General features: G+C 68.5%; 8 protein-coding genes and 2 tRNA genes. 7 read left to right on the plus strand and 3 right to left on the minus strand.

Annotated elements, in window-relative coordinates:
• Positions 1-308: 308 nt before the first annotated feature.
• The 4 genes from gyrB (at position 309) to Q4V64_RS25910 (ending at position 6,047) form a co-directional block, all read left to right on the plus strand.
• Positions 309-2,393 (plus strand): DNA topoisomerase (ATP-hydrolyzing) subunit B, encoded by a 2,085-nt coding sequence (gene gyrB / locus Q4V64_RS25895; RefSeq protein ID WP_124440727.1) that lies wholly within the window; start codon positions 309-311, stop codon positions 2,391-2,393.
• A 42-nt stretch (positions 2,394-2,435) separates the two neighbouring features.
• Complete coding sequence (gene gyrA / locus Q4V64_RS25900) at positions 2,436-5,030, plus strand: DNA gyrase subunit A (protein ID WP_124440726.1); 2,595 nt, start codon at positions 2,436-2,438, stop codon at positions 5,028-5,030.
• An 18-nt stretch (positions 5,031-5,048) separates the two neighbouring features.
• On the plus strand, positions 5,049-5,858 hold the full coding sequence (locus tag Q4V64_RS25905) for a DUF3566 domain-containing protein (protein WP_124440725.1): 810 nt from the start codon (positions 5,049-5,051) through the stop codon (positions 5,856-5,858).
• A 112-nt stretch (positions 5,859-5,970) separates the two neighbouring features.
• Positions 5,971-6,047 (plus strand) — tRNA-Ile (locus tag Q4V64_RS25910).
• Positions 6,048-6,264: 217 nt separating this feature from the next.
• On the opposite strand, the gene Q4V64_RS25915 is transcribed toward Q4V64_RS25910, so the two are convergent.
• Positions 6,265-6,639: a DUF6344 domain-containing protein gene (locus Q4V64_RS25915; protein ID WP_124440724.1), complete on the minus strand. Its 375-nt coding sequence runs from the start codon at positions 6,637-6,639 to the stop codon at positions 6,265-6,267.
• Positions 6,640-6,976: 337 nt separating this feature from the next.
• Between Q4V64_RS25915 and Q4V64_RS25920 the strand changes: the two genes are divergently transcribed.
• Together Q4V64_RS25920 and Q4V64_RS25925 are read left to right on the plus strand one after the other, a co-directional pair.
• Positions 6,977-7,105 (plus strand): DLW-39 family protein, encoded by a 129-nt coding sequence (locus Q4V64_RS25920; RefSeq protein WP_003999697.1) that lies wholly within the window; start codon positions 6,977-6,979, stop codon positions 7,103-7,105.
• Between the two features lie 187 nt (positions 7,106-7,292).
• Positions 7,293-8,645, plus strand: coding sequence for a hypothetical protein (locus Q4V64_RS25925; protein ID WP_124440722.1), 1,353 nt, complete (start codon positions 7,293-7,295; stop codon positions 8,643-8,645).
• A 171-nt stretch (positions 8,646-8,816) separates the two neighbouring features.
• On the opposite strand, the gene Q4V64_RS25930 is transcribed toward Q4V64_RS25925, so the two are convergent.
• Together Q4V64_RS25930 and Q4V64_RS25935 are read right to left on the minus strand one after the other, a co-directional pair.
• Positions 8,817-10,628, minus strand: a complete 1,812-nt coding sequence (locus tag Q4V64_RS25930) for a serine/threonine-protein kinase (protein ID WP_124440721.1) — start codon at positions 10,626-10,628, stop codon at positions 8,817-8,819.
• Positions 10,629-10,823: 195 nt separating this feature from the next.
• Entirely contained in the window at positions 10,824-11,372 is a 549-nt protein-coding gene (locus Q4V64_RS25935; protein WP_124440720.1) for a DNA-binding protein, read from the minus strand.
• A 183-nt stretch (positions 11,373-11,555) separates the two neighbouring features.
• Here Q4V64_RS25935 and Q4V64_RS25940 point away from each other — a divergent pair.
• Positions 11,556-11,628, plus strand: a tRNA-Ala gene (locus Q4V64_RS25940).
• Positions 11,629-11,717: the final 89 nt, after the last annotated feature.

The following is an 11,717-nucleotide window of genomic DNA, read 5'->3' on the forward strand; positions in this document are numbered from 1 at the left end:
CGCGCGCGGTTGCGAATCCTGACCTGACTCCCAAGTAGCCAAGGGTTGACAGCCGGAAGCGCTGAGTGCCTCCGTGAGCCTCTTGGAGCCCCGTGCCGCATATGGGGACCCGCCCGAGACCGGTTGAGGGCGCCACATGCGGACTCAGGTACCGGCAAACCCCCATCACTGTCGGCGCTACCGGTAGACTGGAAGCCAATCCCGCCCCCATCGTGGGGACCGTCCGGGAAAAGCTGAGCAACGCTGATCAAGGCTTACCAACGCAACATGCCGCAGCCGCTCCGGCAACCCGCCGACGAGCCTGGCTCGTGCTGTGCCAGAAAGGGCGCTTCGTGGCCGATTCCGGCAACCCCAACGAGAACATCCCGTCCACCGACGCCGGCGCGAACGGCGAGGCCGAAACCTCCAACGGCGAGGTAACGGCCTCGTACGACGCCAGCGCCATCACCGTCCTCGAGGGTCTGGACGCGGTCCGCAAGCGACCCGGTATGTACATCGGCTCGACCGGTGAGCGAGGACTGCACCACCTCGTGTACGAGGTCGTCGACAACTCCGTCGACGAGGCGCTGGCCGGCCACGCGGACACCATCGAGGTGACGATCCTCGCCGACGGCGGCGTTCGCGTCGTCGACAACGGCCGTGGCATCCCGGTGGGCATCGTCGCCTCCGAAGGGAAGCCCGCCCTCGAGGTCGTGCTGACCGTGCTGCACGCGGGCGGCAAGTTCGGCGGCGGCGGCTACGCGGTCTCCGGTGGTCTGCACGGCGTGGGTGTCTCCGTCGTGAACGCGCTGTCCTCGAAGGTCGCCGTCGAGGTCAAGACCGACGGCCACCGCTGGACGCAGGACTACAAGATGGGCGTCCCCACGGCGCCGCTCGTGCAGCACGAGGCCACCGAGGAGACCGGCACCTCGGTCACCTTCTGGGCCGACGGTGACATCTTCGAGACCACGGACTACTCCTTCGAGACGCTCTCGCGGCGCTTCCAGGAGATGGCGTTCCTCAACAAGGGTTTGACGATCAAACTCACTGACGAGCGCGAGTCGGCGAAGGCCACCTCGGGCGCGGACGAGGCCGGGGCGGACGAAACCGCTGAGGTCAAGACGGTCACGTACCACTACGAAGGCGGCATCGTCGACTTCGTGAAGTACCTCAACTCCCGCAAGGGAGAGGCGGTGCACCCGACGGTGATCGACCTCGAGGCCGAGGACAAGGACAAGAGCCTCTCCCTCGAAGTCGCGATGCAGTGGAACAGCGGTTACAGCGAGGGCGTGTACTCCTTCGCCAACATCATCCACACGCACGAGGGCGGTACCCACGAAGAGGGCTTCCGCGCGGCGCTCACCAACCTGATCAACAAGTACGCGCGCGACAAGAAGCTGCTGCGTGAGAAGGACGACAACCTCACGGGTGACGACATCCGCGAGGGTCTGACCGCGATCATCTCGGTGAAGCTCAGCGAGCCGCAGTTCGAGGGCCAGACGAAGACCAAGCTGGGCAACACGGAGGCCAAGACCTTCGTTCAAAAGGCCGTCTACGAGCATCTGAACGACTGGCTGGACCGTAACCCGGTCGAGGCGGCGGACATCGTCCGCAAGGGCATCCAGGCGGCCACCGCGCGCGTGGCGGCCCGCAAGGCCCGGGACCTGACGCGCCGTAAGGGCCTGCTGGAGACCGCGTCCCTGCCGGGCAAGCTCTCCGACTGCCAGTCGAACGACCCCATCAAGTGCGAGATCTTCATCGTCGAGGGTGACTCCGCCGGCGGCTCGGCCAAGTCCGGCCGCAACCCGGAGTACCAGGCGATCCTCCCGATCCGCGGCAAGATCCTCAACGTGGAGAAGGCGCGGATCGACAAGATCCTGCAGAACCAGGAGATCCAGGCGCTGATCTCCGCCTTCGGTACCGGAGTCCACGAGGACTTCGACATCGAGAGGCTGCGCTACCACAAGATCATCCTGATGGCGGACGCCGATGTCGACGGTCAGCACATCAACACCCTGCTGCTGACCTTCCTGTTCCGCTTCATGCGGCCGTTGGTCGAGGCCGGGCACGTGTTCCTCTCCCGTCCTCCGCTCTACAAGATCAAGTGGGGCCGGGAGGACGCCGAGTACGCGTACTCCGACCGCGAGCGCGACGCCCTGATCGAGCTGGGCCGCCAGCGCGGCAAGCGGATCAGGGAGGACTCCATCCAGCGCTTCAAGGGTCTCGGCGAGATGAACGCCGAGGAGCTGCGCATCACCACGATGGACCAGGAGCACCGGGTGCTCGGCCAGGTCACCCTCGACGACGCCGCCCAGGCCGACGACCTGTTCTCGGTCCTCATGGGCGAGGACGTCGAGGCGCGCCGCCAGTTCATCCAGCGCAACGCCAAGGACGTCCGGTTCCTCGACATCTGAGTCGGTCCCAGCTGACCGCACCAGGAAGGATCTTCACCAGCAATGACCGACGAGAACATCCCATTCACGCCTGAAGAAGGCGGCGTCATCGCCCAGCGTGTCGAGCCCGTCGGGCTCGAGACGGAGATGCAGCGCTCGTACCTCGACTACGCGATGTCCGTCATCGTCTCGCGAGCGCTGCCGGATGTCCGGGACGGTCTCAAGCCCGTCCACCGCCGCGTCCTGTACGCCATGTACGACGGCGGCTACCGCCCCGAGCGCGGCTTCTACAAGTGCGCCCGCGTCGTCGGCGACGTCATGGGCAACTACCACCCGCACGGCGACTCCTCGATCTACGACGCGCTGGTCCGCCTCGCGCAGCCGTGGTCGATGCGGATGCCGCTGGTCGACTCGAACGGCAACTTCGGCTCTCCGGGCAACGACCCGGCGGCGGCCATGCGCTACACCGAGTGCAAGATGGCGCCGCTGTCGATGGAGATGGTCCGTGACATCGACGAGGAGACCGTCGACTTCACGGACAACTACGACGGCCGCTCCCAGGAGCCGACCGTCCTGCCGGCCCGCTTCCCGAACCTGCTGATCAACGGCTCGGCCGGTATCGCGGTCGGCATGGCGACGAACATCCCGCCGCACAACCTGCGCGAGGTCGCGGCCGGCGCCCAGTGGTACCTGGAGAACCCGGAGGCCTCCCACGAGGAACTCCTGGACGCCCTGATCGAGCGCATCAAGGGCCCCGATTTCCCGACGGGCGCCCTGGTGGTGGGCCGTAAGGGCATCGAGGAGGCCTACCGCACGGGCCGCGGCTCGATCACCATGCGCGCGGTCGTCGAGGTCGAGGAGATCCAGAACCGCCAGTGCCTGGTGGTCACGGAGCTGCCCTACCAGGTCAACCCGGACAATCTCGCGCAGAAGATCGCCGACCTGGTGAAGGACGGCAAGATCGGCGGCATCGCGGACGTCCGTGACGAGACGTCGTCCCGTACCGGCCAGCGCTTGGTCATCGTCCTGAAGAGGGACGCGGTCGCCAAGGTCGTACTGAACAACCTCTACAAGCACACCGACCTGCAGACGAACTTCGGCGCGAACATGCTGGCGCTGGTCGACGGCGTGCCGCGCACCCTCTCCCTGGACGCGTTCATCCGCCACTGGGTGACGCACCAGATCGAGGTCATCGTCCGCCGGACGCGCTTCCGCCTGCGCAAGGCCGAGGAGCGCGCGCACATCCTGCGCGGTCTGCTGAAGGCCCTGGACGCCATCGACGAGGTCATCGCGCTGATCCGGCGCAGTGACACCGTCGACATCGCGCGCACGGGCCTGATGGGCCTCCTGGAGATCGACGAGATCCAGGCCAACGCGATCCTCGAGATGCAGCTGCGGCGCCTGGCCGCCCTGGAGCGGCAGAAGATCGTCCAGGAGCACGACGAACTCCAGGCGAAGATCACCGAGTACAACGCGATCCTCGCCTCGCCCGTCCGCCAGCGCGGCATCGTCAGCGAGGAACTGGCCGCGATCGTCGAGAAGTACGGCGACGACCGCAAGACCATGCTGGTGCCCTACGACGGCGACATGTCCATCGAGGACCTGATCGCCGAGGAGGACATCGTCGTCACCGTCACGCGCGGCGGCTACGTCAAGCGCACCAAGACGGACGACTACCGGGCGCAGAAGCGCGGCGGCAAGGGCGTACGCGGCGCGAAGCTCAAGGAAGACGACATCGTCGACCACTTCTTCGTGTCGACCACGCACCACTGGCTGCTGTTCTTCACCAACAAGGGCCGTGTCTACCGGGCGAAGGCGTACGAGCTTCCCGACGCCGGACGTGACGCGCGTGGACAGCATGTCGCGAACCTCCTGGCGTTCCAGCCGGACGAGGCGATCGCCGAGATCCTCGCGATCCGCGACTACGAGGCGGCGCCGTACCTGGTGCTGGCCACCAAGGGCGGCCTGGTGAAGAAGACGCCTCTGAAGGATTACGATTCGCCGCGTTCCGGTGGCGTCATCGCGATCAATCTCCGTGAAACAGCGGACGGTTCCGACGATGAACTGATCGGAGCCGAACTCGTCTCGTCCGATGACGATCTGCTTCTGATCAGCAAGAAGGCACAGTCGATCAGGTTCACCGCCACCGACGACACCCTGCGGCCCATGGGCCGTGCGACCTCGGGTGTCAAGGGCATGAGCTTCCGCGAGAGCGACGAGCTCCTCTCGATGAATGTTGTTCGACCCGGTACGTTCGTGTTCACTGCTACGGACGGTGGGTACGCGAAGCGGACCGCCGTCGACGAGTACCGCGTTCAAGGACGCGGCGGCCTCGGCATCAAGGCCGCCAAGATCGTTGAGGATCGTGGATCGCTCGTCGGTGCGCTGGTGGTCGAGGAGACGGACGAGATCCTCGCCATCACGCTGTCCGGCGGTGTGATTCGTACGCGAGTCAACGAGATCAGGGAGACGGGCCGTGACACCATGGGCGTCCAACTGATCAACCTGGGCAAGCGCGATGCCGTGGTCGGCATCGCACGTAACGCCGAGGCGGGGCGCGAGGCGGAAGAGGTCGACGGCGACGTGGTCGTCGACGAGACCGCCGAGGATGCCGCGCCCATCGGCACGGACGAGGGTGAGGCGCCCTCGGCCGAGTAGCACGAGGAGAGAGTCATCGTGAGCGGAGCCACGGGCGCCGGTTCGGTCGGGTCCACCGGTACCTCTGCCGGTAAGGGAACGGACGGCGGCGGCCGTGGCTCCGCCGCGAAAGCGACAGACTCGCACACGACCAACCTGCAGGCGATCAAGCCAAGCGCGACCGAGTCGCAATCGCCCGACACGCATGGATCCCAGGGGGGAACTGTGACGGACACCCGAGGTCCGCAGGCCGAGCGGCCCGCCACCGGCGCGGGTCGGACCACGGCCCAGGCCGCTCCGGGCGCCCAGCCGCAGCCGTCCGCCCAGCCGGCGCCGCCCGAGGCCGGTTCCCCGCTTCCCGGGGAGCGGCAGCCGCAGCAGCCCGCCGGGCCCTACCACCCGCCGCAGGCCTACCCGTCGCAGCCGGCCCCCGCGGGCGCCGTACGCCGGCCCCGCACCGGCGCGCGCACCACGCCCCGTACCCGCAAGGCCCGGCTGCGCGTGGCGAAGGCCGACCCGTGGTCGGTGATGAAGGTCAGCTTCCTGCTCTCCATCGCGCTCGGCATCTGCACGATCGTCGCGGCCGCCGTGCTGTGGATGGTCATGGACGCGATGGGCGTCTTCTCGACGGTCGGCGGCACGATCTCGGAGGCGACCGGCTCGAACGAGTCGAACGGCTTCGACCTCCAGTCGTTCCTGTCGCTCCCGAACGTCCTGATGTTCACGACGATCATCGCGGTCATCGACGTCGTCCTCGCGACCGCCCTCGCGACCCTCGGAGCGTTCATCTACAACCTCTCCGCGGGCTTCGTCGGCGGCGTCGAGCTGACGCTTGCCGAGGACGAGTGAACGCGCTCTTCCGTGCCTCCTGAGGGTCCCCCCATAACCGATTTTGGGACTGCCCACGTCGTGCGCTAATCTTCAGGAGTCAGCGCGCGGGACACATACCGCAGAGCGCGGCGGGGCTATAGCTCAGTTGGTTAGAGCGCATCCCTGATAAGGATGAGGCCACAGGTTCAAATCCTGTTAGCCCCACCAGCATGAAGACCCTCAGCCGATCACGGTTGGGGGTCTTTGACGTCCATGGCTGAGGAGCCCCCAACAGCTCCCCCAACAGCTGAGAAGACCCCCTGACCGATTGCGGTCAGGGGGTCTTGGTTGTCTTCGTCGTCTTCGTATGTGGCGCTGTACGCAAGTTCGCCGTTACGTCGTCGATGTGAGAGACGGCACGTGAGGTGCCGTGCAGAGGGCGCTGTCAGCGCTGGAGATGCTGGAAGTTCCGGAACTGCACGAGGGGAGTGTCGGGCTCGGCCGGAGCCGAATCGGGCTCGGCGCAGGGCCCGGTGGCCGGGGCGGCCGCGTTCGTGTCCGGGAGGATGCGGTGGCGGCAGGTGGGGGTCTTGCCGTGGGCCTCGGCGCGGATGCGCTGTTTCATCGTGGGGGGCAGGGCCCTGGTGTACGCCCAGGGGGCCGGCGGAGGTGCCATCTCCTGTGCGGTGCTGTTGCGCGTCGGCTCGGTCTGCGGTACGGCCGCGGCGGCGGTCGTCGTGATGAGTCCGAGCCCCGTGCACAGCGCGAGGAAGACGGTGACGATGGCGGTCCACAGCTTCATGACCTTGTTCTGGGCCATGGCCCCTCACTTTCGGGTCGGGCGATTTGCGTACTTTCCTCATGATGTGTATGAGGGCCGCGAAGTGGTGGACCGACGCCCGTGACGCGTCGCTCTTCCGATCAACACCACTCGGATGGGTGTAAGAGGGGCGAAAATGAGTATATGAGGGCGAAAATCGACCAAAGTAACCGTCCGTGGATATGTGATCACCCTCTGATCAGAGCGCTGTCGTCCGCTTCTACTGGGGCGATCCGGACGGGAGTTGGGGCCCGACTCAGGTCACCGATCGGTCTCGGTCGGTGTGTATAGTCGGGCGCCAGAGGTCCCCTACGTCAAGGAAAGACGAGGTCGCGCGGTGAAGAAGCTTCTCCTGGTCGCACTGGCCGCCATCGGCGGGCTCCTCGTGTACCGCCAGATCCAGGCGGATCGCGCCGAGCAGGATCTGTGGACGGAGGCGACTGACTCCGTGCCCACGGGTTCGTGAGTTCCGAGATCCGATTCTGAACAGACCCCGGCCGCCCTCGCGGTCGGGGTTTTGTGTCGCGGGTCCCGCCCCGGGGCGTTCGGAACCGGGTGTTTCGGACGCTCGTACGGATTGCGCGGATGGCGCGCGCCCCGGCGGGGCAGGATGGGCCACGGTCCCAGGGTCCGGCGATGAGGGGTGGCGCGTGATGGGGCGGCGTACGGCGGGGTGGCGCACGTGGGCACGACGCGGTCGTCCGTCGGCGCACGCGCGCGTGGCCGCCGCGGGCATGGTTCTGTCCCTGTGTACGGCGGCAATACTGACCGGCCCGTCGGCGTGGGCGGCCGACACACCGAACTCCTACGCCTTCGCCGCGGACGCCCGGTCGGTCACGGGCGCCACGAGAACCACGGACGCCGAACGCCTGCAGCCCGGCGCGACGTACCGCAGCTCCCTCCCCGCCGACGGCAAGATCTACTACCGCCTGACACTCGACGCCGCCTCGACCGCGTACGTCTCCGCCACGGCCGTCCCCGGCCCGGGCACGAGCGTCTCCGCCACCGACGGCATCAGGGTCTCGATCCAGGACGCCAACAGCCGCTTCTGCTCCCGGGACACCGCCAGCATCGGCGCGGGACGCAGCCCCCGTCCCATTACGGCGCTCGGAGTGCGCGAGGCATCGCCCGGAGGAGCCCTGTGCCAGGGCTCCGGCACGTACTTCGTGGTCGTCGAGCGCGTCCGGAGAGCCGACTCCCCGGCGGACGCCTGGGACCTCGAGCTGGCTCCCGTGTCGGAGCCGCCGGCGCAGCAGGGCGGCGCGACGAGCGCGCCCGAGGGCTGGAACTCCGCCTCGCCCGAACCCCCCACCGGCGAACCCGAGAGCCGCCCCGGCGGCGCGGGCTTCGACACGGCGACGTCCATCGGGCAGGGCGTCTGGAACTCCGACATCCGGCCCGGGCAGACGCTCTTCTACGAGGTGCCCGTGGACTGGGGCCGACAGCTCTACGCCACCGCGGAGCTGGGCAGTTCGAGCAGCGGCGACGGCTTCGTCCCCAGCGCCCTGGCGATGTCCCTCTACAACCCCGTGCGCGGCTACGTCGACGATGCGGGCGTCGCCTACGACGGCAGCCAGAGATCGGCCGCCCTTCAACCGCTGCCGCCGGTCGAGTACCGCAACCGCCATGCCGTATCCGACAAGGTCAGCGGCATGCGGTTCGCCGGCTCCTACTACCTCGTCGTGCATCTCGCGGAACGGATGGCCGACGAGTTCGGCGACGGACCGTTCGGACTGACGCTGCGCGTGCGGGTGGAGGGTGCGGCGCAGTCCGGCCCAGGCTACGCGGGCCAGTCCGAGCCGCAGGACGTCTTCGAGGTCACGGCGCAGGAGCGGGAGGCGGCGGAGGAGGGCGGCACGGCCGCGGCGGGGAGCGGGACGGCCGCGCGGGGAGGCGGTGAGGCCTCGATGAAGGTGATCGCCGCGGGCGGTATCGGCGCGGGGACCGTGCTGCTGGTGGTGCTCGGGGCATGGACGGTGATGGGGCGGCGGCGGGCCGGGGCCTGAGGAACGGCGCCTGAGGACGGGCGCCTGAGCGGGTGGGCGCCTGAGCGGTGTGTGAGTGGTCTGATGTGAGTGGTCGGGTGGGTGAGCGGTCTGATGTGTGAGGCGTGAGGCCGTGAGTCGCCGGGGGCGCTCAGTCGGCGCGCCTTCGGCGTGGGTTGGGGGCGGGAGCGGTCAGACGCGGGTCAGCGCCCAGAAACCCACTGCGTAGCAGGCCAGCGCGAGCAGCAGGAGCGGGATCGCCACCTTGGCAGGCGGGCCGGAGCGGCGTGCCGGGCGCGCGGCGCGGTGGCGCCGTTGCGGGCCGGCCGGGCGGATGGCTCGGGGGACTGCCTGGGGGGCAGCCGGCGGCATCGCGTGCGGAAGTGCCTGTGGGAGTGCCTGCGGAATTTCCTGTGCGGAGGGTGGAACCTGCGGGTCCTGAGCGGTGTACGAAGCAGTAGAGGCATCAGCGCGATGGTCGCGCTGGTGGAGTGCCGCCGCCGGAGTCTGGGCCGGGTACTGCGGGGCGTGAGGTCGGGGGGAGGACAGGACGTGCGTGGAGTCGTAGGGGGAGGCGTGGGCGGGGCCGTGTGGAGGGCCCTGGTCGGATTGTGCCTGCGGCCGCCGCTGTGGCTGCTGCGGTGCTTGTGGTGGCTGAGCGTGTGCCTGTGCCTGTGCCGGTGGTTGCTCCTGCGCCTCGGGCTGTCCGTGCCGCCTCTGTGGGGTGGGTGGCTGAGGGGAGGAGACCGTGGCCTGAGGGGGCGGCAGGTGGAAGCTGCCGGTGTCCGACATGGTGAGCGGCTGTACCGATCCAGTGCCCGGGCGTGGATCGAGGGGTACGACGCCTGCTCCCGAGCCGGTGCCGACGGCTGGAGAGTCCGTGCGGGGATGCGGGGTCATGGAGTCGCCGGCCCTGTGCCGGGAGGCTTCCACTCCCGACCGCGCACCAACCGCACCAGCTCCAACTCCAGCCCCGGCTTCAGTCCCAGTCCCAGTCCCCGCCCCGGCTCCAATCCCAGTGCCAGCCCCGAACCCCGCTCTCGACCCCGTCCCCGTATCCGTCCCCGCTTCCGTCCCCGACTCCGTCTTCGTACCTGTCTCCGTCACCACTCCCGGCGCCCGCTTGAGCGGCCCTTCAGGTCCGAACCCCGGTGGCAACGGCCCGAGTTGGTCGAAGATTTCGATCAGCTCGTCGTCGGGGCCGGGCTCCGGCAGGAGTTCGACGGCCGAGGCGAGCGCCTTGCGTGCCCCCGTGGCCGTGCGGAACCGCGCCTGGGGGTCGGGCTGCAACAAGGAGGCCACGACCTGCCACAGCGGCTCGGGAATGCCCTGAGGCGCGCTCGGGGTCCCGTGCGCCGCGAAGTACTGAATGAGCGCCTTGGCGTCCGGCTTGGCGCCCTCCAGCAGATACAGAGCGACCAGGCCGACGGCGAACAGGTCCGCCGGGAAGTCCGGTTCCGAGCCCAGCATCTGCTCGGGCGCGAGATAGCCGGGCGTGCCCACCACGAGGTTGGTCTCCGTCAGGCGCGGTTCCCCCAGGCGCATCGCGATGCCGAAGTCGGACAGCCGCAGCCGGGGCCGTGCCGTGCCGGTGGCTTCCAGCAGCACGTTGGCGGGCTTGACGTCGCGATGCACCACGCCTTCCGCGTGCACGGCGGCGAGCCCGGACAGGAGCTGGTCGAGCAGCGTGCAGACGAAGGCCGGGGGCAGCGGGCCGTAGTCCCCGACCAGGTGGACCAGCGAGCCGCCGGCGACCAGGTCCATGGTGAACAGGACCTTGTCGTCGTCGGCGGCCCAACTGGCGGGCGCGAGCACATGAGGATGGTCGATCCGCAGTGCCTGTTCGCGGACGAAGCGCAACAGCGAGTGCGCGTCGCTCTGTTGGAGCACCTTGGCGGCCACGTAGCGGCGGCGGCGGTGGTCCCATGCGCGCCAGACGGCGCCGACCCCTCCGCGACCGATCGGATCGGCCAGTTCATACCGGCCGGCGAAGACCTCACCCATGGCTGTCCGTCGCTCCTCCCCCTTCGGTTACCCCCCTTGCTTCCCCCTCGATGAGCGATACGACCCCTCTCGCGCCCTCATCGGTGAGCGGACACGCCCCCGCGTGTCCCTCCCGGCGAGTGGCGCGACCCCCTCGCGCCCTCCTCGGCCGTCGGCCCGGCTGCCGAACCCCCTTCGGCGACCGGGCCGCCGGGTTCAGCTCTGGTGGGACTGGTAGTGCGCGACCGCGTCGGAGGTTCGGCCGGCGCCGTACACCCGGAGAAACTCTGCCAGTTCCGGATGGCTCGGCGCGAGGGTGTCCGCCGCCTCGATGATGTCGCTCGCGGCTGCCACCGAGCGCAGCAGCGACTGGATCTCGCGCACCACCCGTTTGACCGTGGGCGCTCCCGAACTGCTTGTCGTCTGCGTGGTGTTGCTGAGCACCGAGCCCCCCTGCGACTTCTTGATCTCCTCCATGCGCTCGGTCGCCTCGGCAGCGCTGACGCTGCCGTCCGCGACCTGGCCCGCCAAGTCCTGGAGCAGTTGCACCCGCTGGACCACGGCGGGGTTTCCGATCTTCGCCCGCTGACCGCTCATCAGCTGCGACAGCATCGGTGCGGACAGTCCCAGCACCCCCGCGAGACGAGCCTGGTTGAGACCAAGATCGTCGATGAGCTTACGGAAGAGCGCCCCCAACGGCTCCCCGTACCAGTTCCGCTGCAGTTCCCGCGCTCTTGCGGTGGCTTCCTGCTGTGCGGCGTCCATTGCGTCTCCCCATCGCTTCCCCAAAATGCTGTGGTTCGCTGTAGCGAACCACGCCGAGCATCTTACGGAGAGTGGTCGTCCACGGGGACCCCTAATCTTTTTGCGAGATCCCGGGGATGACCCGGTACTCTGGTGTGCGGCGCCTCCCGGTACGCGAATCTTCCGGGCGGACGCCCATTTTCCGGGGCCTTAGCTCAGTTGGTAGAGCGCTGTCTTTGCATGGCAGATGTCAGGGGTTCGACTCCCCTAGGCTCCACCGGGAGAAGCCCCCTGAACTGCGGAAACGCAGCTCAGGGGGCTTTTGCGCGGATGTGGTGGGTTCGGGTGCCCGTGTTTCACGTGAAA

Origin of the sequence: Streptomyces sp. NL15-2K (assembly GCF_030551255.1) — a bacterium.
Taxonomy (GTDB): Bacteria; Actinomycetota; Actinomycetes; order Streptomycetales; family Streptomycetaceae; genus Streptomyces.